21 protein-coding genes are annotated in these 21,597 nt (G+C 58.9%); 17 read left to right on the top strand and 4 right to left on the bottom strand.

Features of this window, described 5'->3' with window-relative positions:
• Positions 1-69 precede the first annotated feature (69 nt).
• The 12 genes from queG (at position 70) to guaA (ending at position 12,794) form a co-directional block, all read left to right on the top strand.
• Positions 70-1,221 carry a tRNA epoxyqueuosine(34) reductase QueG gene (gene queG / locus FY152_13895; GenBank protein ID UXS33290.1) on the top strand — a complete coding sequence of 384 codons (1,152 nt, stop codon included), beginning with the start codon at positions 70-72 and terminating at the stop codon, positions 1,219-1,221.
• Between the two features lie 3 nt (positions 1,222-1,224).
• Positions 1,225-2,097, top strand: a complete 873-nt coding sequence (locus FY152_13890) for an SDR family oxidoreductase (GenBank protein ID UXS33136.1) — start codon at positions 1,225-1,227, stop codon at positions 2,095-2,097.
• Positions 2,098-2,524: 427 nt separating this feature from the next.
• A complete protein-coding gene (locus FY152_13885; protein ID UXS33135.1) occupies positions 2,525-2,893 on the top strand; it encodes a septal ring lytic transglycosylase RlpA family protein in 369 nt (122 codons plus the stop codon).
• Positions 2,894-2,953: 60 nt separating this feature from the next.
• Entirely contained in the window at positions 2,954-4,243 is a 1,290-nt protein-coding gene (locus FY152_13880; GenBank protein UXS33134.1) for an RsmB/NOP family class I SAM-dependent RNA methyltransferase, read from the top strand.
• A gap of 155 nt (positions 4,244-4,398) precedes the next feature.
• On the top strand, positions 4,399-5,676 hold the full coding sequence (locus FY152_13875) for a peptidase (GenBank protein UXS33133.1): 1,278 nt from the start codon (positions 4,399-4,401) through the stop codon (positions 5,674-5,676).
• Between the two features lie 41 nt (positions 5,677-5,717).
• Positions 5,718-7,241: a c-type cytochrome gene (locus FY152_13870; GenBank protein UXS33132.1), complete on the top strand. Its 1,524-nt coding sequence runs from the start codon at positions 5,718-5,720 to the stop codon at positions 7,239-7,241.
• Complete coding sequence (locus FY152_13865; GenBank protein UXS33131.1) at positions 7,241-8,362, top strand: hypothetical protein; 1,122 nt, start codon at positions 7,241-7,243, stop codon at positions 8,360-8,362. The genes FY152_13870 and FY152_13865 overlap by 1 nt, the downstream gene beginning before the upstream one ends.
• Before the next feature lie 4 nt (positions 8,363-8,366).
• Entirely contained in the window at positions 8,367-9,461 is a 1,095-nt protein-coding gene (locus tag FY152_13860; protein ID UXS33130.1) for a DUF1513 domain-containing protein, read from the top strand.
• A 51-nt stretch (positions 9,462-9,512) separates the two neighbouring features.
• On the top strand, positions 9,513-9,965 hold the full coding sequence (locus FY152_13855) for a tryptophan-rich sensory protein (protein ID UXS33129.1): 453 nt from the start codon (positions 9,513-9,515) through the stop codon (positions 9,963-9,965).
• Positions 9,966-10,048: 83 nt separating this feature from the next.
• Positions 10,049-10,498, top strand: a complete 450-nt coding sequence (locus FY152_13850; protein UXS33128.1) for a PaaI family thioesterase — start codon at positions 10,049-10,051, stop codon at positions 10,496-10,498.
• Positions 10,495-11,133, top strand: coding sequence for a 5'-methylthioadenosine/S-adenosylhomocysteine nucleosidase (locus FY152_13845; GenBank protein ID UXS33127.1), 639 nt, complete (start codon positions 10,495-10,497; stop codon positions 11,131-11,133). Before FY152_13850 ends, FY152_13845 begins: the two co-directional genes overlap by 4 nt.
• An 83-nt stretch (positions 11,134-11,216) precedes the next feature.
• Entirely contained in the window at positions 11,217-12,794 is a 1,578-nt protein-coding gene (gene guaA / locus FY152_13840; protein ID UXS33126.1) for a glutamine-hydrolyzing GMP synthase, read from the top strand.
• A 59-nt stretch (positions 12,795-12,853) separates the two neighbouring features.
• On the opposite strand, the gene FY152_13835 is transcribed toward guaA, so the two are convergent.
• From FY152_13835 to FY152_13825, 3 genes are all read right to left on the bottom strand, one after another.
• The gene (locus tag FY152_13835) at positions 12,854-13,846 is read right to left on the bottom strand and encodes an AraC family transcriptional regulator (GenBank protein UXS33125.1); all 993 of its coding nucleotides are present in this window, start codon (positions 13,844-13,846) and stop codon (positions 12,854-12,856) included.
• Between the two features lie 108 nt (positions 13,847-13,954).
• A complete protein-coding gene (locus FY152_13830) occupies positions 13,955-15,502 on the bottom strand; it encodes a methyltransferase domain-containing protein (GenBank protein ID UXS33124.1) in 1,548 nt (515 codons plus the stop codon).
• Between the two features lie 75 nt (positions 15,503-15,577).
• Positions 15,578-16,396, bottom strand: coding sequence for an SDR family oxidoreductase (locus tag FY152_13825; protein UXS33123.1), 819 nt, complete (start codon positions 16,394-16,396; stop codon positions 15,578-15,580).
• Positions 16,397-16,640: 244 nt separating this feature from the next.
• Here FY152_13825 and FY152_13820 point away from each other — a divergent pair, with 244 nt between their 5' ends.
• The 4 genes from FY152_13820 (at position 16,641) to FY152_13805 (ending at position 20,123) form a co-directional block, all read left to right on the top strand.
• On the top strand, positions 16,641-17,357 hold the full coding sequence (locus FY152_13820; GenBank protein UXS33122.1) for a 2'-5' RNA ligase: 717 nt from the start codon (positions 16,641-16,643) through the stop codon (positions 17,355-17,357).
• Positions 17,358-17,959: 602 nt separating this feature from the next.
• Positions 17,960-18,307, top strand: coding sequence for an ArsC family reductase (locus FY152_13815; protein ID UXS33121.1), 348 nt, complete (start codon positions 17,960-17,962; stop codon positions 18,305-18,307).
• Between the two features lie 12 nt (positions 18,308-18,319).
• Positions 18,320-18,796: a Cys-tRNA(Pro) deacylase gene (gene ybaK, locus FY152_13810; GenBank protein UXS33120.1), complete on the top strand. Its 477-nt coding sequence runs from the start codon at positions 18,320-18,322 to the stop codon at positions 18,794-18,796.
• 88 nt (positions 18,797-18,884) lie between these two features.
• The gene (locus FY152_13805) at positions 18,885-20,123 is read left to right on the top strand and encodes an aminopeptidase (GenBank protein ID UXS33119.1); all 1,239 of its coding nucleotides are present in this window, start codon (positions 18,885-18,887) and stop codon (positions 20,121-20,123) included.
• A gap of 7 nt (positions 20,124-20,130) precedes the next feature.
• Here FY152_13805 and FY152_13800 read toward each other — a convergent pair whose 3' ends face one another.
• Positions 20,131-20,994 (bottom strand): EamA family transporter, encoded by an 864-nt coding sequence (locus FY152_13800; GenBank protein UXS33118.1) that lies wholly within the window; start codon positions 20,992-20,994, stop codon positions 20,131-20,133.
• A gap of 81 nt (positions 20,995-21,075) precedes the next feature.
• On the opposite strand from FY152_13800, the gene FY152_13795 reads away from it, so the two are divergent.
• Positions 21,076-21,576, top strand: coding sequence for a MarR family transcriptional regulator (locus FY152_13795; GenBank protein UXS33117.1), 501 nt, complete (start codon positions 21,076-21,078; stop codon positions 21,574-21,576).
• Positions 21,577-21,597 lie beyond the last annotated feature (21 nt).

Here is a 21,597-nt window from a genome sequence, read left to right as displayed (position 1 = left end):
TTCCGGTTATTTGCTGCGGCGCGCACCAGGCATATATATGTCGCAGAATAACCTGCGGGAGAAACGGCTATCGACGTCGCCAGCGACAAGCAGCGGATACGCGCACGCAAACTGACGGATTTCATTCGTCAGGAGGCGCTTTCGCTTGGCTTTGATCTCTGCCGCATCACGGCGCCCGACAGCATTCCGCTCGCGCCGGAACGGCTGAGGCAGTTTCTCGACAAGGGCTACCACGGCACGATGGCGTGGATGGAAGAGACCGAGGCCCGCCGGGCAGAGCCGAAAACGCTGTGGGGTGACGTGCGCTCCATCGTCATGTTCGGGCTGAACTATGGTCCCGAGGAAGACCCACGCGGCGTACTTTCGAAACCGGACAAGGCCGCCATTTCGGTCTATGCCCGCAATCGTGATTATCATGACGTTATCAAGGGGCGGCTGAAGGAAATCGCCACCCGGTTTGCAGCGCGCGCCGGCGAGGATGTGAAGGTCTTCGTCGACACTGCCCCTGTCATGGAAAAGCCGCTTGCCGCAGCAGCCGGTCTCGGATGGCAGGGCAAACACACCAATCTGGTGAGCCGCACCCATGGCTCCTGGCTGTTTCTCGGCAGCATGTTCACCACCGCCGAACTCTGTCTGGATGAGGCCGAGAAGGATCATTGCGGTTCCTGCCGTGCCTGTCTGGACGTCTGTCCGACGGCTGCCTTTCCCGCCCCCTATCAATTGGACGCTCGCCGCTGCATTTCCTACCTCACCATCGAGCACAAGGGGCCGATCCCGCACGAATTCCGCCCTATGATCGGTAACCGCATCTATGGCTGCGACGATTGCCTTGCCGCCTGTCCCTGGAACAAGTTCGCGGCCAGCGCCTCCGAGATGAAGTTGCAGGCGCGTGAGGATTTAAAGGAACCCTCCATCGCCTTCCTCCTGACGCTTGACGATGCCGCCTTCCGCAGCTTCTTCAGCGGCTCGCCCGTCAAGCGTATCGGCCGCAACCGTTTTATTCGCAATGTCCTGATCGCGGCGGGAAACTCCCACGACCGGCAATTCCTCGAGCAATGCAAGACGCTCGCCGAGAGAGATCCTTCGCCGGAGGTGCGCGGCATGGCCGCATGGGCCCTGTCGCGGCTTATGGACAGGGAGGAATTCCGTACATACTCTGCCACACGCGCACCGGAGACTGATCCGGAAGCGGAAATGGAATGGCAACTGGCAGAGGCGTGAACCATGCATGTGATGATTTTCGGCGCGGGATATTCAGGCAAGGCCATCTCAAACGCGCTGAAAACCGAAGCCGCGACCATTGCCGGTACCACGCGCAGCGAAGACAAATTCTCAAGCCTGACCGCCGCAGGCATGACGCCCTTCCTGTTTGACGGTGCGCATCTCAATGACGAGCTCATCACTTCCATGGGTAATGTCACACATCTGGTGCAATCCATTGCACCGGGCAAGGAAGGCGACCCTCTGCTTGCACTGCTTGGCGATGATCTGAAAAGGCTGCTACCCAATCTGAAATGGCTGGCCTATCTTTCCACCGTCGGCGTTTATGGCGACCATGACGGCGCCTGGGTAGATGAGGATACGCCCTGCCGCCCGGTTTCCGCCCGGTCCGTGGAACGGGTTGCCGCTGAGACCGCTTGGGCTACAGCCGCTCAAAGGGCGGATGTGCCGCTTGCCATCCTGCGTCTTTCCGGAATCTACGGTCCCGGACGCAATGCCTTCATGAATTTCGAAAAGGGAACGGCGCGAAGACTGGTGAAGAAGGATCAGGTGTTCAATCGCATCCGGGTCGAGGATATCGGCGCGGCCCTGGCTTTCCTGGCACAGGGAAACCAACGCGGCGTCTTCAACGTGACGGATGACGAACCCGGCCCGCCGCAGGACGTGGTGAGCTATGCCGCCACGCTAATGGGCATTGAACCGCCGCCTGAACAGCCATTCGAGACCGCCGATCTGACGCCCATGGCCCGCTCCTTTTATGGCGAGAACAAACGCGTTTCCAACGCCAGGATCAGACGCCTTGGCTTTGATTTCGGCTTCCCGGACTACAAAATGTCGCTGGCCCAATTGTGGAAAAACGGCCTCTGGCGGGGCTGAAAATCCTCCCATGGAAAGCGATGAAAAATCCTTCCAAACCCACTTTTGCGGATGGTTTTCGTCGCATTTCAGTCAATTAGGATTTTATTAACCAAACAAAAATCGCTAAAATCATAGTCATTAGAAAAATATTTCAGTGACATTTCGTGAAGTGGATTCGCGAAGCAGTGACTTGCAATAGCATTTCCATTGAGCCTTGATTCTGCATTATTTTTTCCGAATTGTGACAATAGGGGCCCGGAGGCGCCTTTCCGGCTAATGATCACAAATATTACAGACTGTAACAGTTCGTGATTTGAGCTCAGCTTTTTTTCGCCATTTTTCCCTCGCCCTACAATCTCGCATCAAAAGGCGTTCAGGCCAGCAAATGGCCGTTTAGCAAGGGCACAAACAACCGGCGCGGGGCCGGTTTTCAGGGAAGCACAGTTTGTTGAATATCCGTCGTATAACTTTCACCGCTGCAACTATAGCCGCCTGTTCCATCATCGCGCCTCTTCAGGCGAATGCGGCAAATGGTTGTGGAGGCGCATCGTGGTATGCGTTGACCTCCAAGACTGCTTCTGGCGAGCGCATGAACGCCGCCAACCTGACCGCCGCCCACCGCTCGCTGCGGTTCGGCACCAAGGTCAAGGTGACGAATGCCCGCAACGGCAAGGCCGTGGTGGTGCGCATCAACGATCGCGGTCCGTTCATCAAGGGCCGCGTTCTCGATCTCTCCAAGGCAGCCGCCAAGAACATCGGCATGATCAGCTCCGGCACCGCCAAGGTCTGCTACGAGATCGTCAAAGCCGATTGAGCCTTGCCCTTGCCGCCATTCGCGTCTACCAACCGGCTTATCAGCAAGATGAGGTAGACAATGCGTTTAGGCGGGCGTTTGGCCGGAGCAATCGAAGTATTGGCGGATATTGAGGGACGCAGGCGCCCCGTCGCCGATGCTCTGAAAGATTGGGGCCTTGCCCATCGTTTCGCCGGTTCCGGCGACAGGGCGGCAATCGGCAACATCGTCTATGACGCGCTGCGCATGAAACTGTCGCACGCCTGGCTGATGGATGACGATAGCGCCGCCTCGCTTGGTTATGCCGTGCTGCTGCGCCAATGGGGCAAAAGCTTTTCGGAACTGGCGGCGGAATTTGATGGCGATAAATTCGCCCCCGCCGCGCCCGACGAACAGAGGCAGCAAGCCTTTCTCTCCCGCTCACTAGCCGATGCACCAGCCCATATTCAGGGCGACATCCCCGAATGGGTGCAGCCTTCCTTTGAGGCGGCATTCGGAGAGGGCTGGCTCGCCGAGGCGCAGGCGCTGAACGAGCGACCGACACTCGATCTGCGCGCCAACACGCTGAAGGCAACCCGCGACAAGGTGCTGAAGGCGCTTGAGGAAAGCGGCGCGGAAGCCACACATATCGCCCGGCAGGGTGTACGCATCCCCGCCGGTGAGGGTCCTTCCCGCCTGCCGAATGTGACCGCCGAACTGTCCTTCCAGAAGGGCTGGTTCGAAGTGCAGGACGAGGGATCGCAGATCGTCGCCGATCTCGCCGGCGCCCATGAGGGCGAACAGGTCCTCGATTATTGCGCGGGCGGCGGCGGCAAGACGCTGGCCATGGCGGCCAGCATGAACAATAAGGGCCAGGTTCACGCCTTCGATGCCGACCGCAAGCGTCTCGCACCAATCATCGAGCGGCTGAAGCGGGCCGGCACACGCAATGTCCAGGTTCATGACCGCGCAGCCGGGTTAGTCCCCTTCCATGAGAAATTCGACCGCGTCCTGGTGGATGCGCCCTGCACCGGCACGGGAACATGGCGCCGACGCCCCGACACCAAATGGCGGCTGACCGCGCGCAATCTTGAAGAGCGCGTGCAGCAGCAGGGCGAAGCGCTTTCGCAGGCAAAGGGTTTCGTGCGCCCGGGCGGTGAACTGCTTTATGTGACCTGTTCCGTTTTGCCTGAAGAAAACGAACAGCAGGTCAGGCGCTTCTGCGAGGAAAATGCGGAATTCTCCATCAGTTCCGCGTTGCAACGCTGGCAGACGACTTTCGGCGACAATGCCAGAAAACCGCATTCCTCCGACGGACAGACAGTGACGCTGACGCCTGCAACCACAGATACGGACGGTTTCTTCTTCTGCTTGATGAAACGCAAAGCATAAAACCGGATTTGCACGCAGCGATTTTACTTGGAAAATGCTGATCAAACTTGTTTCAAAACATTCTAAACTAGAATGTTTGACACAAGTTTGTGATTGGGTCAGAACTCGCTTGCCGCAGCGTGAAGTCTTTTCATGCCTGCCCAAGGAGAGGGATCATGATCCGCAAAACCATTCTCAGCGCGTCTTTTGCGCTTCTTGCCGCATCGGCGGCTTTCACCGCGCTTCCCGCACAGGCCGCGACCGACGCCGCCGCCGTGATCAAGCATTATGCCGATGTCGCGCACGCGAAATACGAGGATTCGCTCACCACGGCGAAGGCGCTGGACAAGGCGATCGATGCGCTTATCGCAACGCCGAGCGAAGCAACCCTGAAGGCCGCCCGCGAAGCGTGGATCAAGGCGCGTGTTCCCTACCAGCAGTCGGAAGTCTATCGTTTCGGCAACCCGATCGTTGACGATTGGGAGGGCAAGGTGAACGCCTGGCCGTTGGATGAGGGTCTGATCGATTATGTCGACAGTTCCTATGGCACGGAAAGCGACGAGAACGAGCTTTATGTCGCCAATATCATCGCCAATCCGAAGATCAAGATCAGCGGTGAAGAGGTCGATGCCTCGAAGATCACCCCGGAGCTGATCGAAAGCCTTCACGAGGCGGGCGATGTCGAAGCCAATGTGACCACCGGTTACCATGCCATCGAATTCCTGCTCTGGGGCCAGGACCTGAACGGCACCGGACCCGGCGCGGGCAACCGCCCCTATACCGACTATGACAAGGCGAAATGCACGAACGGCAATTGCGACCGCCGCGCCGATTACCTGAAATCCGCCTCCACCCTGCTGATCAAGGATCTTCAGGAGATGGTGGATGCCTGGGCGCCGGAGGGTGAAGCCACGAAGGCGGTGGAAGCCGATCCGAAAGCCGGCCTCACCGCCATTCTCACCGGCATGGGCTCGCTCTCTTATGGTGAGTTGGCGGGAGAGCGCATGAAGCTTGGCCTTCTGCTGCACGACCCGGAAGAGGAGCATGATTGCTTCTCGGACAACACCTATAATTCGCATCTCAACGACGCCATCGGCATCGCTTCGGCCTATACAGGCAACTATACCCGTGTGGACGGCACGAAGATGACCGGTGCCTCGCTGGCGGAACTTGTGGGCGCCAAGGACAAGGCGCTGAACGACGAGATGACGGCGAAGCTGAACAAGACGCTCGACGCCATGCATGCGATGGAAAAGCGCGCCCAGACCGTCGAGGCCTATGACCAGATGATCGGTGAAGGCAACAAGGAAGGCAACGCCGTGGTGCAGGCGGCCATTGACGGCTTGATCGACCAGACGAAGACCGTCGAGCGTGTCATCGCCGCGCTTGATCTCGGCAAGATCGAGCTTGAAGGATCCGACAGCCTCGACAATCCGAGCGCCGTCTCCAAGTAAGTGCCAAGGCGGGCCGCAGATTGCTGCGGCCCGTTACGCCCATGCGATTTTCACTGCCGCCGATCCGTAAGCCGTTCTTCTTCACCGGGGCAGCCTGCCTTGTGGCATCGATGACGCTTGCCGAACCGCTGCGGGACGATCTGACCGAGAAAGACCGGAACAGCCGCCAGACCATGACCGCGCCTGCGACGGATTTTACCGGGCCGGAACCCTTCGAGGCCATGTCCGGCGGGGCGACGACCAGCACCAGCAAGGCCGATAGCCGCGCGTTTTCACATCCTTCCGCCACCATGTCGTTCGAGCGGAAACTGGATTTCAAGCTCGGCAATGCGTTGTTCCAGAAACTCTGGGTGTCTTCCCCCTCCTCCACACAGGCCTCGGACGGGCTGGGGCCGCTCTACAACGCCCGATCCTGCCAGACCTGCCATGTGAAGGACGGCAGGGGTCGCCCGCCGCTTGCCGGGGAAGATGCGGTCTCCCTGTTTCTCCGGCTGGCCCGACCGGCCCGCAACGAGGCAGAACGGGCCGCGATTGCACGCCATGAGGTGCTGAATTTTCCCGATGAAACCTATGGCCGGCAATTGCAGAACCTCGCCATTCCCGGTCTCGCCGCCGAGGGCAAGCCGGTCGTCACCTATACCGAAAAGCCGGTGCGCCTTCTGGATGGCGAAGTGGTGATGCTGCGCAAGCCCGATTATGCCGTGGCCGAGCTGCAATATGGTCCCCTCGGCCCCGACACGTTGCTTTCGGCCCGCATTGCCATGCCCACCCTCGGACTTGGGCTGATCGAGGCGATTGCCGAGGCCGATATTGTGGCAGGCGCTGATCCCGATGACAAAAATGGCGACGGCATTTCCGGGCGTCCGGCCTTTGTGCGGGATCATCGCACGGGCGAGGTCAAGCTTGGCCGGTTTGGCTGGAAGGCCCAGAATGCGAGTGTGCGCGATCAAAGCGCCAGCGCCTTTTCCCACGATATCGGCATCTCTACACCGGACGCGCCGAACGCCTATGGCGATTGCACCGATGCCCAGAAGGACTGTCTTGCCATGCCGACCGGCGTGCAGCCACGGCTGGGGCCGGTGGAAGCGCCGGACCCTGTCCTCGATCTCGTGACCTTCTACACCGAGAATCTTGCCGTGCCACAGCGCCGCAATGTCGATGATCCGACCGTCCTCAAGGGAAAGCAGATTTTCTACACATCCGGCTGCACCGCCTGCCATAGGCCGAAATTCGTCACCCGTCGCGATGCGAGCGACCCCATGCATTCTTCCCAGCTGATCTGGCCCTATTCGGATTTCCTTCTGCATGACATGGGAGAGGCGCTTGCCGACGGCCAGCAGGTGGGCGAAGCAGACGGGCGGCAATGGCGTACCCAGCCGCTCTGGGGTATCGGCCTGACGCAACGGGTGAACGGCAACAGTTTTTACCTGCATGACGGCCGGGCGCGCAGCCTGACGGAAGCGATATTATGGCACGGCGGCGAAGCGCAAAAAGCGCGCGACGCCTTTGCCGCCTTGCAAAAAACCGACCGGCAGGCTTTGCTGGCTTTTCTGGAGTCCCTTTGATGAAAAATGCCATGCGAAAAATCTCCGGCCTCATGTCCGTGCTGTTGCTTATGACCCATCAGCCCGCCATGGCGCAGGATGTGGAGTTGATGCCGCCGCCGCCCCTCGATCCCGCACAGGTGCGGAGCGTCATGGAAAAGGCGGTGAACGGTTTCATTCGTCCCGGTTACGACCACTTCCGGCAATCGGCAGAGAATCTGCAAGACAGCATGAAGGCTTTCTGCGCCGCCCCTTCAAAAACGGCGGATGAGGCGGCCAAGGCAGCCTTTGCCGATACGGTCACAAGCTGGTCCACAATTGAAATCGTGCGGATTGGCCCGGTGATCGAGCAGAACCGCTTCGAACGTGTGCTCTATTACCCCGACAAGAAGGGCCTCGGCCTGAAGCAGGTGCAGCGTTATCTTGCGGAAAAGGACGAAAGCGTTACAAGCGCCGACGGCCTGAAGGGTAAAAGCGTTGCAGCGCAGGGCCTCGGGGCATTGGAATTCGTGCTCTACGGCACCGGCGCGGATGAACTGCTTGGCAAGGAAGGTGATTTCCGCTGCCGCTTCGGCGCGGCCATCGCCGGCAATATCGCCAATGTGGCGGCGGAGCTTTCCGATGGCTGGAACGCGCCCGATGGCGCACAGAAAAACTGGACCAAGCCGGGACCGGACAATCCCGTCTTTCGCGACGAGCGCGAGGCGCTGGTTGCCCTGCTCGGCATTCTCGTGCACGGCTCCGAGGCAATCCGCGACCAGCGGATCGAAACCTTCTACAAGGGGCCGGACAAGGCCAAATTTCCCCGCACCGCCATTTATTGGCGCTCTGGCCTGACCTGGAAAAGCATCTCGGCCAATATCAAGGCCGTTCAAACCCTGCTGCACACGGCAGATATGGTCGAACTCGTGCCTCCCGACCAACGCTCCATCGTCAATTCCATCGACTTCATCGCCAAATCGATGATCCGTATTGCGGGAACGATCGATACGGATGTGGAAAAGGCGCTGGACAAGGATGATCAGCGCGCCAAGGTGGATTACCTGCTGCTCAACGGCAAAGACCTGATCTACCGCCTCAACGACCAGTATGGCGGTGCGATCGGTCTCAGCTCCGGCTTTTCCTTCGCCGACGGAGACTGAACCGATGATAGCAGGCAAGAAGCGGATGCTGATAGACCGGCGCAGCTTCATCAAGGCGGCGGGTATTCCCTTTGTCGCAGCGCTGGCTCCCCGTTCACTCCATGCGCTCGAACGCGCCGACGCCGTCTTCGCTTCCGCCTTCCGCGCCCGTGACGGGTCCTACGGCATTGCGACAGTAAGTGAGCGCGGCGAGATCATCGACCGCGTTGCGCTCCCCGCGCGCGCCCATGGAATGGCGACAAGCCACGCCACGGGCATGACGGTGGCCTTTGCGCGTCGGCCCGGAACGTTCTTCATGGCCTTCGATCCTGCGCGGCGACGCGAGCCTGTCGTGATGCACACGCCGGCGAACCGTCACTTTTACGGCCATGGGCAATTTTCCCCCGATGGGGCGATCCTTTATGCCAGCGAAAACGACTTCGACGGCAATCGCGGCGTTATCGGGCTATACGACGCGCGTAACGGATTTGCCCGCATCGGCGAGTATGACGCCCACGGCGTCGGTACACATGACATGACGGTGAGCGATGACGGGCGGCTGATCGTCATCGCTAATGGCGGCATCGAGACTCACCCAGATTTCGGCCGGACGAAGCTCAATATCGACAGCATGGAACCGTCTCTCGTGCTTCTGGATGCTGCAAGCGGCGAATTGGTCCAGAAACACGCGATGCCGGATCGACTGCGGCAACTTTCCACCCGCCATGTCGATCTCGGCGATGACGGGCGCATCTGGTTCGCCTGCCAATATGAGGGGCCGCGCAACGATCTTCCACCGCTTGTCGGCCATTTTTCGAAGGGCGAGGACCTGTCTTTCATCGATCTGCCGGAGGAAACGACGGTGCGTCTTGCCAATTATGTCGGGGCCATCGCGGTCAACCGGCATGAAGGGCTGGTGGGCCTGACCTCCCCCAATGGCAATGCTGCGGTGACGCTGGACGCTAAAACCGGGCGTGTTGTAGCAGAGACATCCGTGCGGGAGGCAGCGGGCGTCGCCCCGGCGGCGAGCGGCATTGCCGTTTCTTCCTATGACGGATTTTTCGAGGCCGTTCGCAGCGACGTGGCATGGGATCAGCACATCGTGCGGATTTCTGGCTAAAATACTGAAAAGGCAAGGGAACAAAAGCATGGCCAGCGCATTGGATGGGTCATGAAAAACCTTGCCGTGTACATTGTTTTCGTGGTTGCAGTTGTTGCCATTGGGGCACTGATCGGTGTCAACAATGTGCCCGGCGAGTGGTATCAATCACTCCAGAAACCATTCTTCAATCCACCCAGCTGGATCTTCGGGCCGGTCTGGACGACGCTTTACGTGCTGATCGGCATCGCCGGCGCGCGGACATGGATCCGCAAGCCGATGGGAACGCGCATGCGCCTCTGGTTCACCCAGATGGTGCTGAATTTCCTGTGGTCGCCGATCTTTTTCGGCATGCAAAGCCCAACGGGTGCACTGGTCATCATCATTCCAATGCTGATCTGCATCATCGCCTTCGTCACGCTCACCTATAGCCGTGACAGGGCATCGATGTGGCTTTTTGTGCCCTATGCCGTTTGGGTCGCCTTTGCGACCCTGCTGAATGCAAGTATTGACTGGCTGAACTAAATTTTGCCCGCGCAACCCTTGCCTTGCCCGCCGCCACGCGCCATGTCAGTTTGCGATGGGGACTAAAAGCAGGCAGGTAGGCCATGGAGATCACGGATCCCGGCGATTTTCGTCAGCGGATAGAAAAAAGCTTTGCGCGACAGGGTGTGGTGCAGGCAATCGATGCGCAGATCAGCCGCATCGAGCACCGGCTGGTGGAAATCGAACTACCCTTTCATGAGAAGCTGACACAGCAGCACGGCATCCTGCATGCGGGTGTCATTGCCGCCGGTCTGGACACCGCCTGCACCTACGCCGCCTACACGATCATCGAGCCGGAAGCCTCGCTGCTGACCATCGAATTCAAGGTCAACCTCATGTCGCCCGGACGCGGCGAGCGGTTCCTGTTTCGTGGCGAAATCATCAAGCCCGGAAACAATCTCATCGTCGCCGATGGCCGCGCCTACGCACTGTCGGACGGGCCCGCGAAGCTGATCGCTTCCATGACGGGGACAATGATGGTGATGAAGGGTCGCGAGGATATTACCGGATGAATTACCGGCTTTCGCAGGTTGCGGATAAATCCGTTCTTTTTATCATGGCGGCTTCCCCCGAATATGGTCCCCATCTCCAGGCTCGCATCGCGCCGCTGATGACCGGCATCGGCCCGGTGGAGGCGGCGATTGCAGTCACGGCCGTTCTTGCCGGTCTCGATGCCGCCGACCATCTGCCTGACCTGGTCGTTTCGCTCGGTTCTGCCGGTTCGCGAACGCTGGAACAGACGGGTATCTATCAGGCGACTTCAGTTTCCTATCGCGACATGGACGCCTCCGCCTTCGGTTTCGAAAAGGGCTGCACGCCGCTGCTTGATCTGCCGGCCGAGGTGGCCTTGCCTTTGCGGATACCCGAAATAGCCGAGGCGCGGCTCTCCACGGGCGCCAACGTTGTCTCCGGCGCGGCCTATGGGCTAATCGACGCCGATATGGTGGAAATGGAGACTTTTGCCATCCTGAGAGCCTGCCAGCGCTTCGGCGTGCCGCTCATCGGCCTGCGCGGTATTTCCGATGGCAAGGCCGATGTGAACCATGTGGACGACTGGACGGAGTATCTGCACATCATCGATGAAAAGCTGGCGGATGCCGTCGATCGGCTTTGCCGCGCGATCGAGGATGGTGCGATCGCCCTTTGAAACCTTGCGATTTTCGCGATTTTCTACCGGTTGAGGCCCGCTTGCGGGTTGCCTAAAGCCGCCATTTTCTTTAAAGGCTCGCCATGACCCAGATAGCCCATCCCGACAGCATTCTCATCATCGATTTCGGCAGCCAGGTGACGCAGCTCATTGCGCGCCGCATCCGCGAAGCCGGGGTCTATTGCGAAATCCATCCGTTCCAGAATGCCGCAGAGGCGTTTGAGAAGCTTCAGCCCAAGGGCGTGATCTTCTCCGGCGGCCCCGCATCCGTGACGGCGGAAGGAAGCCCGCGCGCGCCGCAGGCGGTGTTCGACAGCAAGGTTCCGATCCTCGGCATCTGCTACGGCCAGCAGACGCTCTGCACGCAGCTCGGCGGCGTTGTCGAGGGCGGTCACGCGGCGGAATTCGGCCGCGCCGATATCGACATCAAGAAGGCGAGCCCGCTTTTCGAAGGCTTCTGGGATCAGGGCAAGAGCTATCCGGTCTGGATGAGCCACGGCGACCGCGTGACGAAGCTGCCGGAAGGTTTCGAGGTCATTGCGACGTCGGAAAACGCACCTTTCGCCATCGCTGCCGACGAGACACGCCATTATTACACCACCATGTTCCATCCGGAAGTGGTGCACACGCCTGACGGCGGCAAGCTGCTCTCCAACTTCGTGCACAAGATCGTTGGCCTCAAATCCGACTGGACAATGGCTGCCTATCGCGCCGAGATGATCCGCAAGATCCGCGACCAGGTCGGCACCGGTCGTGTGCTCTGCGCCCTTTCCGGCGGCGTCGATTCCTCGGTTGCGGCGATCCTCATCCATGAAGCGATCGGCGACCAGCTCACCTGCGTCTATGTCGACCACGGCCTGATGCGGCTTGGCGAAAGCGAACAGGTCGTCGGCATGTTCCGCGACCATTACAATATTCCGCTGGTGCATGTGGATGCCGCCGATCTTTTCCTCGGCGAACTGTCGGGCGTCTCTGACCCGGAAGTGAAGCGCAAGACCATCGGCCGCCTGTTCATCGAGGTCTTCGAAGCCGAAGCGGCCAAGATCGCCGCCGACGGCAAGGGCGCACCGAATTTCCTGGCGCAGGGCACGCTTTACCCTGACGTCATCGAAAGCGTCTCTTTCTCCGGCGGCCCCTCGGTCACCATCAAGAGCCACCACAATGTCGGCGGTCTTCCCGAGCGCATGAACATGCAGCTCGTCGAGCCGCTGCGTGAGCTTTTCAAGGACGAAGTCCGCGCGCTTGGCCGCGAACTCGGCCTGCCGGAAAGCTTCATCGGCCGCCATCCCTTCCCGGGTCCGGGTCTGGCGATCCGCTGCCCCGGCGCGATTACCCGCGAGAAGCTCGATATTCTGCGCAAGGCGGATGCGATCTATCTCGACGAAATCCGCAAGGCCGGTCTCTACGACACCATCTGGCAGGCCTTCGCCGTTCTGCTGCCGGTACAGACCGTGGGCGTCATGGGCGACTACCGCACTTATGACTTTGTCTGTGCGCTGCGCGCCGTGACCTCCGTGGACGGCATGACGGCGGATTTCTATCCCTATGACATGAACTTCCTTGGCCGTGCGGCAACCCGCATCATCAACGAGGTGCGTGGCATCAACCGTGTCGTCTACGACGTGACCAGCAAGCCGCCCGGCACGATCGAGTGGGAATAATATAGCCTGCCAAAACGCCGGCCTGAGCCGCCGCGCCCCTTGGGGCCTAGCGGCTGTGCTTACTGTTTATACCTGACACTATCCGGGGTCTTTCCTGTCCACGCCCGAAAGGCCCGATAGAAGGAATTCGGCTCATCAAAACCGAGCAGGAAAGAAATTTCCGCCACGGGAAGGGTCGTCTTGCGCAGGTAGTGATGCGCAAGTGCTTCTCGCGCCTGCGCTAAGAGCTGCTGATAGCTGGTACCTTCGGTCTCGATGCGCCGTTGCAGGGTCCGCTTGCTCATCACGAGTTTCCCGGCGATCGCCTCAATGGAAATACGGCCGCTGGGGATTCCCTCGAGAAGGGCTGCACGAACGCGTTGCGACGTTGTGACCTCTCTATCGAGTTCGGCAAGCTGCTGACGTAAATGTGGCTCGAACGTTGCCCACATTTGCGCATTTGAGGTGAGGAACGGGCGGATCGCATCGGCCGCGCCGAATACAATCCGGTGGCGCGCTCCCTGTTTTAGGCTGCCCCCCAGAAATGCTTCATAGGGGGCGATCGGCGAAGGCAGGGCGGTCGTCGTTACTGCGACTGGAATTACCGCCTCGCGCGTGGCCATGCGAGCGAGCGCAACGAAAAAGATCAGTTCCAGCAGGATCAGGGAATCGGGCGGCTGGGCCGCGCAGGTCCATGAGAGTTCCAAGGTCATCCGATCATGCTCCTCGGACACCTCAAGGTGCATTGGCGCGATCAACCGCTTGTATTGGGCGATGCGGCGGATGGCCGTTACGAGGTTCGGGCTGCACAAGGCAGCAAAGAGCGGCGGCGAAAAGGCTTCGCTGCGGATCGCTTCGCACACCCGCAGCGGGAGAAGTCCATCTCCCGCTTCGGCCTCCATACCGTTCCAGAGGCGGTGGTATTGATCGGGCAGGAGGCGAACCGAGGGATGCTGCAGAAGATCGTCCGACAGGCCGGCGCGCCGCAGGGCGTTGGCCGCGGAGATACCGAGGTCCTTGAAGACCATCCGCCATGTTGCCGTGTCGAGTGCGTAGGTGTGCGATTGGGCCATTTAGGTTTCTCGCGCGTGACGACTTAAGCCATCCACTTGCGGCGCATGTTTCATGGAGAAGAACATTGCCCGCAGTTTTCAGCAATGCCGACCGGATGTTTTACGTATCTATTGCACGATGCGCAGGGAGCGACATACTGGAAGCAGATTGTCGGCAAATGCGTTCGCCCGTGCAACAAGCTCGGTCAAATTCTCTTCATCAGTTTCGAGCATTCTTCCCTCCTTCAACAATTTCTGTCCCTGGGGAGCAAGCACTGACCAGGCATAATGCGCCCATTCTTCCGGCCACTCTTTACCGTCGCCGATCGCCAGAAGAAAAAGCTGCTCGAACCTGTCCAGCCTGACACCTCCACCGGTCACTGGAGAAGCGAGAAACTGTAGAGTTTCACCGTCCTTCGCGCTCCTGCAAACAGAAGCGTTGAACGCGCCGCAGCTTTTCTCACGCCTCGCCTGCCCCTCCTCCCGCAGGCATGGCTGGAGATATCCCGCACCGACGAGCGCGCTCAGCGTATCCGTCACCTGCCCCCAGGACAGAGAACGGCCAACGATACTATCGCTCAAAATTTCCCGCACAGTGACGGGACCGCCGGACAGAACATTCAGCAGCGGCTCGTAAATCGCCTCTTGAAGCTGCTGATTTGAGAAACGCCTTTTCAGGGCTGCGGCAACGACGTCGCGCGGCCTGGAAAGCGCAAACCGGGCATCGATCCAACCGCCTGCCGAACTTCGAACCGAATGGGGGATTGCGCCCTTTACGAACAGATCCCGACGAAACTGCTCATTCGTCATGAAGGCTTTCAGCGTCTCGCGCTGTATCGGATCCACCTCTGCCCCCAATAAGGCCAGCTGTTCGGAGGTGAGTAACTGGCTCTCTACCGAATCGAGCAAATCGACCGAACCGAGAAATGAGAGCTTCGCGGCAGACAGTTCCCTGACGACATCCGCAAAATACATGGGATGCCAATCCTCATTGAAATATTCGTGCGCGAGGTAGTTGCGCGACATCGGTTGCATCTGACCAAAATGCGTTTTCACCGAGGGATTGTTTTTGAAATATCCCGCATCCGATTTGAGAAGCGTGTCCGCAAACGCGAGGGCCTCCTCGATGCGCAGCTGCAGTGGTCCTGAACGCCGATTTGCCTGATCGATAAGAATGCGCCGCAAAGGCAGGGCCGACGCCCAGCCGGGTAGTGTGTTGTAGCTGATGAAGACAAGACCACCGGGCTTCAGCTTGCGAAAGATGAAGTCCATGATCTGGCCGCGGTTCCTCGCCGATATCCAGCTGAAAACCCCGTGGAGGGCGATGATATCGAAACCATCGGGAAGCGAGGGTTCGTCGGCAAAATCTGCAAAGGCATGCTCGTAAAAGTGGATATTGGCGAGTGCGGCGTCACCGGCCAGCGATCGTGCGCCGGCAATGTGGGCGGGATTGAAATCATTGGCATAAAATTCGATGTCAGGATTGGCGGCGGCAAGAAGATTGGTCGAAAAGCCCTGGCCGCAGCCAAGTTCGCAATATTTCAACGGCCGGCCTTCCAGGGCAAATTTCTGTCCCCTGCAAAGGGCTGCGAAGCCCAACAGGGAAGGCGTCAACTCCCGGTAAAAATCGAACGTATAGTCCAGACCGTCTACATAACCTTGCGTCCAAGTCGTCAAAATACACCTGCTTTGCTACGGGTTATAATCTGCGCCGATCAATTCAAAACATCGGCGGGCAGCAGGCGCGACGACCTAAGCGATCCCGACTTGCGCCTTCATACCGGCGAAGAACTCTGCGTCGTTTGTCGCATGGCGGGCGGCGAGGAGTTGCTCTGCATCGGCGCCAGCGACATAGCGGAGCCGGTCGCTCTTATCCGTTGTCGCCTCGTAAACGACTTCCGCAATCGCCTCTGGCGACGATGTGTGGTCCCTCATCGAACTCGCAAGGTTCCACAAACCCTGGATAACGGGTTGATATTCAGGACGGGCCGGATCGTCGTTGAATTCGAAGGACCGACCGGAAAAATCCGTGTTGATCACGCCGGGCTCGACGATTTTCACACGGATGCCGAGTGGCGCAAGCTCATATTGCAGCGCTTCAGAAAAGCCTTCCACCGCGAACTTGGTGCCGTGATAGAGCGTGCCGATCGGAAAGGCGACGCGTCCACCCATCGATGAGATGTTGACGATGGCGCCGCTGCGGTTTTTCCGAAAATGTGGCAGCAGAGCTTTGGTTGTTGCTATGAGGCCAAGGACATTCACATCATACTGGCGGCGCACGCTTTCAAAGGACGTTGCCTCGAGGGGGCCGTAAGCGCCGTAGCCCGCATTGTTGATGAGGGCGTCGATACGACCGAACCTTGCCAAACCGGCTACCAGCGCGGCGGTGATCGACGTCAAATCCTGAACGTCGAGGCGGATGACGAGGGTGTTTGCAAGCTTCGTCAGTTCTTTTTCGGACTCTGGGTCGCGCATTGTCGCGATGACGTTCCATCCCTTCGCTTGAAAGAGCTTGGCCGTGGCACGGCCAAGGCCGCTCGAAGTTCCGGTAATAAGGACCGTTCCAGTCATTTTGCGCATCCCGTTTCAAAATAAGCGATGGTTTATGTGATTGGTTTTTCAGTGTCAGTATCGGAACGCGCCAACATGCTATCGGATCGCGCCAATCATTGCATGGCTCTTATTGGGTTCGTGGGCGGCTCTGCTCCGCGGCATCAGGTAAGCTCTAAACAGCCAAATGTTCTCTTTTTGTTCTTTTAATTTTTTTTGGCGATGATAGTATCTCGGTCTTGGCAAAAGGCCGTGGAGCATCGTCATGGGTTTCGAGTTGACGGAAAAAGGCGCTTTGAGGCAGCTTGTCTTTGATGGGCTGGAGCCGCAGAAAATACGACGCTTCAATCCGCGTTTTAGCAACAAGGTCCTGTTATTATTAAAGCCGCCGGCAGCTCTGGCGGAAAGAATTTTTGCCGATGCATCGTGTCATGCGGCAGGACGGACAAAGCGCGAGGCCTATCCGGCAGAGCTTCTGCATATAACCCTGCTCTGTATCGGATGTTTCGAGACTGTGCCTCACGGGCTGGTAAACAGGCTGAAGGCGGCGCTGGAGGAGATAAAAGCGCGACCCGTTCCAATCACATTCGATCGAACGTCGCTTTTCGGCAATCGCAACAGTCTGGTGCTAAGCAGCAGCCGCGAGATGCCGGAACTCAAGGCTTTGGTGAAGATGTTGCAGCGCGCGCTGTGGCGGGCAAATCTTCCCTATATCGCCGCACCGTCGTTTACGCCGCATCTCACCATGATTTACGGCTGCGGGAAAATCGAGCCAATGCCGGCTGGAAAACCCTATAGCTGGCTGGCGGGTAGTTTCGAGCTTGTTTTCAGCCATAATGGCGAAACACGGCACGAGCCTCTCGGGCGCTTCGCACTTTCGGCGAAAGCGGACCGTTACGAGCGGCCTGAGAGCCAATTATATCTGCCAGAAAAAGTGATCGGTCCCTCGAAGCGGCCGACGCAAAGGGTGGCGGGACGATAATGCCTGCGCGAAGCGGCATGCCAAGCTCACACGCCGCAATTGTTCCGCATCTGCTGTTTAGAGCCACGCTGCACGTCGTTGTGCGAACACAATGACGGTCTTCGAATTATCCTGACATCCACCACGCCCGTCGAAAACCAATCCGGTTTCAGTCCCAGGCGCAAGCGAGGCGATACCGCCTCGCAACGGATAATGACCAGCTTAGAGCTGAACCTTGTCGAAAGCCTTGCCGTCGATGCCGAGGGCTTCGAGGTCGGCGCGGGCCGGCTTGCGGTGTGCGCGAACAGCGGCCGAAACCGAAAGTGCTGCACCCAGAACGGCGAAAGTTTCGCCGAAGAAGTTACGCGATGTCTTTGCAACCTGACGCATTTTTCTCTCCATCTTTGATGCCCAGATAATGGGCATTTCGGGCCAGTTCTACAACTCATGATGTAGCAGGGAAGCCATGCAGCTTTGCTCGCGCTCGTTTGGATATCAGCCATCGCGATTTTGCATTGCTTGGGTGCCGCAGTTCTCAAACGAGGCAGGGCACTTCAGCGGACGGTTGAATAAGGCGTATATTTTGTTATGCCGGAGAGCTTGAAGACAAAGGGGCTGGCAGCATGACGATCACGATTTACGGCATCAAGAACTGCGACACGATGAAGAAGGCCAGAAGCTGGCTGGAAACCAATGGCGTCGACTATTCTTTCCATGACTATAAAGCGACCGGCATTAACCGCGCCCATCTCGAAACATGGTGTGATGCCGCAGGCTGGGAAACGGTTCTCAACCGGGCCGGCACGACCTTCAAGAAACTGAATGACGGCCAGAAAGCCGATCTTGACCGCGAAAAGGCCATCGGGCTGATGCTGGAGCAGCCCTCAATGATCAAGCGCCCCGTGCTGGAAGCGAAGGGCAAGATCACCGTCGGCTTCAAACCGGAAACCTACCAGACCCTCTTTGCCTGAACGTCGTTCCCAATGTCCAAAACGACCCGCGCTACCCAAATGCTGGCCAAGGCTGGCGTCGCCTTCACCACCGTCAGCTATGACTACGATCCAAATGCCGACAGGATCGGCCTGCAGGCGGCTGAGGCGATCGGCGAACCGCCGCATCTGGTGTTGAAAACGCTGATGGCTGAGCTGGACGGCAAGCCGATCTGCGTCGTTGTCCCGTCCGATCGCGAAGTGAGCATGAAGAAGCTCGCCGCGGCTTTCGGCGGCAAATCCGCCAGCATGATGAAACCGGCCGATGCGGAACGCGCCACGGGTTACCATGTTGGCGGCATCAGCCCTTTCGGGCAGAAGAAACAGGTGCCGACGGCCATTGAGGCTGAGGCGATGGCGCATGATTATGTTTACATGAATGGCGGACAGCGAGGCTTGCAGGTGCGGCTTTCACCCCGCGACGCCCAGACAGCACTAAAGGCCATCATTGCGCCGCTGGTGGCCGACTGAGGCTTCAATCCAGCTTTTGAAAGCATTTGGCTTTCGAAAGGAATGGGCTATGGTCGGCGCCTCCAATTGAAATATGCGAAGGCAGATCATGACCGTTTCTCCCATCGATCCCGTCAAACTCGAAAAACTGGCCGAAGTCGCCGTCAAAGTCGGCCTGCAATTGCAGAAGGATCAGGATCTGGTGATCACTGCTCCGCTGGCAGCGCTGCCGCTGGTTCGGCTTTTGACAAAACATGCTTATCTTGCCGGCGGTGGACTGGTCACCACCTTCTATTCCGACGAGGAAACCACACTTTCCCGTTATCGGCATGCCAGTGACACCAATTTCGACCGGGCTTCCGGCTGGCTTTATGAGGGCATGGCGAAGGCCTATGCCAATGGCGCGGCGCGGCTGGCGATTGCCGGCGACAACCCCATGCTGCTGGCCGAGCAGGACCCCGCCAAGGTGGCGCGCGCCAACAAGGCCAACTCCACCGCCTACAAGCCGGCGCTGGAGAAGATTTCCAATTTCGATATCAACTGGAACATCATCTCCTATCCCAACCCCTCCTGGGCAAAGCAGGTCTTTCCTGATGTGACGGAAGACGAAGCGGTGCGCAGACTTGCCGACGCCATCTTCGCCGCCTCGCGGGTGGATCTGGCCGATCCGGTCGCGGCATGGGCGGAGCATAACGCCAATCTCGCCAAACGTTCGGCATGGCTGAACGGTGAACGCTTCGCATCGCTGCATTTCACCGGCCCCGGCACGGATGTGAGAATCGGCCTGGCGGATGGCCATGAATGGCACGGCGGCGCTTCCACCGCCAAGAACGGCGTGACCTGCAACCCGAACATCCCGACGGAAGAAGTGTTCACCACGCCGCATGCGCTGCGCGTGGATGGTTACGTGTCCAGCACGAAGCCACTGTCGCATCAGGGAACGCTGATCGACAATATTCAGGTGAAGTTCGAGGCCGGCCGCATCGTGGAGGCCAAGGCTTCGAAGGGCGAAGCCGTACTGAACAAGGTGCTGGATACCGATGAGGGTGCCCGGCGCCTGGGTGAAGTGGCGCTTGTGCCGCATTCCTCGCCGATCTCGGCAAGCGGCATCCTGTTTTACAACACGCTGTTCGACGAAAATGCCTCCTGCCACATTGCGCTCGGACAATGCTATTCGAAATGCTTCCTCGATGGCGCTTCGCTGTCGCAGGATCAGATCAAGGCGCAGGGCGGCAATTCCAGCCTGATCCACATCGACTGGATGATCGGTTCCGACAAGGTGGATATCGATGGCGTGAAGCCGGACGGCTCCACGGTTCCCGTTATGCGCAAGGGCGAATGGGCCTGATAAAAGTCTATCTCGGCAACTGGCTGCGCTGACTGAGCCAGATGCTGAAGAGCACCGCAACAAACCCGACGATCTGCGCTGGCGTGAGGCTTTGGCCAAGCGCCAGCCAGCCGAGCAGGGTTGCAACGACCGGACTTAGAAAACCGAGCGATGCGGCCGCCGAGGGTTCGATGCGGGCGAGGCCGCGAAACCACAGAAAATAGGTCAAGGCAGCACCGATGAGACCCAGATAGGCCATGCCGAGAATATTGGCCGTGGTCGGTGCAGGCAGGGCCGGTTCCAGAAAATATGCGACCGGCAGGAGCAGAATGCCACCCGCCGTCAATTGCCAGGCGGTGAAGGTGAGGTTCGAAACCGGCGGCCGCCATTTGCGGGTCAGCACGGTTCCGAACGCCATCGATACGGCACCGGCAAGACCCGCGGCCACGCCGACACCATCGAGCGCGGCACCCGGCGCCAGGACCAGAAGCGCGACACCCATAATGCCCAAAAGACCGGCGGCGATGGCGAGCGGTCGAACCGGCGTGGTGAGAAACAACCGGGAGAGGCCAATCACGATCAGGGGCTGGACCGCGCCTACCGTCGCCGCGACTCCACCCGGTAGTCGGTAAGCAGAAACGAAAAGCATCGCCCAGAAAAATGAGAAATTCAGCGCGCCGAGAACAAAGCTGCGCGGCCACCAGACGCCCTGCGGCAGCTTTCGGACGAGAAGCAGCAGCAGGATACCGGCCGGCAATGCGCGCAGCATGGCAACATGGAATGGATATCCCTGCGGCAAAAATTCGGTCGTGACGAAATAGGTGCTTCCCCAGATGGCGGGGGCAAGTGCAGTTACCAGCACGTCGGCTGCATAGGTGGTATTTTTCTTCATTTCAAGAATCTCTATATCAAGATAAATGCAATCTAGCCGATTTTATCTTGACGTCAAGATATCAATTGCTATGCCTTTGTCATGAGCAAAGAACCGCTTGATCACGTCGATCACATTCTGGCGCAATGGCGCAGGGAAAGACCGGACCTCGATGTCGGCCCGATGGGGCTGCTCGGGCGCCTGAACCGGCTCACCACACATCTCGGCCGCGAGGTGGAGGCAGTGCTGCTGAAACACGGCCTTTCATCTTCTGCTTTTGATGTGCTGGCGACATTGCGGCGCGCAGGCTCGCCATACCGGCTCTCCCCTGGCGACTTGCTGGCGATGACAATGGTGAGTTCCGGCACCATGACCAACCGGATCGACCAGCTGGAAAAAGCCGGGCTGGTGGAGCGCATCCACAACCCGCAGGACCGGCGCAGTGTGCTGATATCATTGACGGAACGCGGCTTTGCCATTGTCGAGGATGCTGTCAGCGCCCATGTCGAAAACCAGCAACGGCTGGTCGCCACTCTCAGCGAAGAGGAACGAACAATGCTGAACCGGCTTTTGAAACGGTTTTTGCGGGACTTCGAAGAATAGGCTTGCACTGCGTTCTGGACC

This window comes from Agrobacterium tumefaciens (assembly GCA_025560025.1).
Taxonomy (GTDB): domain Bacteria; phylum Pseudomonadota; class Alphaproteobacteria; order Rhizobiales; family Rhizobiaceae; genus Agrobacterium.
This window is presented reverse-complemented; position numbering and strand designations above follow the sequence as displayed.

What these genes read in the sequence shown, in the direction of transcription:
- guaA (UXS33126.1), top strand. Translation starts at nt 11,217, where the DNA reads ATGACCCAGATAGCCCATCCCGACAGCATTCTCATCATCGATTTCGGC.
- FY152_13890 (UXS33136.1), top strand. Translation starts at nt 1,225, where the DNA reads ATGCATGTGATGATTTTCGGCGCGGGATATTCAGGCAAGGCCATCTCA.
- FY152_13825 (UXS33123.1), bottom strand. Translation starts at nt 16,396, where the DNA reads ATGACTGGAACGGTCCTTATTACCGGAACTTCGAGCGGCCTTGGCCGT.
- FY152_13860 (UXS33130.1), top strand. Translation starts at nt 8,367, where the DNA reads ATGATAGCAGGCAAGAAGCGGATGCTGATAGACCGGCGCAGCTTCATC.
- FY152_13820 (UXS33122.1), top strand. Translation starts at nt 16,641, where the DNA reads ATGGGTTTCGAGTTGACGGAAAAAGGCGCTTTGAGGCAGCTTGTCTTT.
- FY152_13845 (UXS33127.1), top strand. Translation starts at nt 10,495, where the DNA reads ATGAATTACCGGCTTTCGCAGGTTGCGGATAAATCCGTTCTTTTTATC.
- FY152_13805 (UXS33119.1), top strand. Translation starts at nt 18,885, where the DNA reads ATGACCGTTTCTCCCATCGATCCCGTCAAACTCGAAAAACTGGCCGAA.
- FY152_13815 (UXS33121.1), top strand. Translation starts at nt 17,960, where the DNA reads ATGACGATCACGATTTACGGCATCAAGAACTGCGACACGATGAAGAAG.
- FY152_13875 (UXS33133.1), top strand. Translation starts at nt 4,399, where the DNA reads ATGATCCGCAAAACCATTCTCAGCGCGTCTTTTGCGCTTCTTGCCGCA.
- FY152_13835 (UXS33125.1), bottom strand. Translation starts at nt 13,846, where the DNA reads ATGGCCCAATCGCACACCTACGCACTCGACACGGCAACATGGCGGATG.
- FY152_13870 (UXS33132.1), top strand. Translation starts at nt 5,718, where the DNA reads ATGCGATTTTCACTGCCGCCGATCCGTAAGCCGTTCTTCTTCACCGGG.
- ybaK (UXS33120.1), top strand. Translation starts at nt 18,320, where the DNA reads ATGTCCAAAACGACCCGCGCTACCCAAATGCTGGCCAAGGCTGGCGTC.
- FY152_13795 (UXS33117.1), top strand. Translation starts at nt 21,076, where the DNA reads ATGAGCAAAGAACCGCTTGATCACGTCGATCACATTCTGGCGCAATGG.
- FY152_13855 (UXS33129.1), top strand. Translation starts at nt 9,513, where the DNA reads ATGAAAAACCTTGCCGTGTACATTGTTTTCGTGGTTGCAGTTGTTGCC.
- FY152_13880 (UXS33134.1), top strand. Translation starts at nt 2,954, where the DNA reads ATGCGTTTAGGCGGGCGTTTGGCCGGAGCAATCGAAGTATTGGCGGAT.
- FY152_13865 (UXS33131.1), top strand. Translation starts at nt 7,241, where the DNA reads ATGAAAAATGCCATGCGAAAAATCTCCGGCCTCATGTCCGTGCTGTTG.
- FY152_13850 (UXS33128.1), top strand. Translation starts at nt 10,049, where the DNA reads ATGGAGATCACGGATCCCGGCGATTTTCGTCAGCGGATAGAAAAAAGC.
- FY152_13800 (UXS33118.1), bottom strand. Translation starts at nt 20,994, where the DNA reads ATGAAGAAAAATACCACCTATGCAGCCGACGTGCTGGTAACTGCACTT.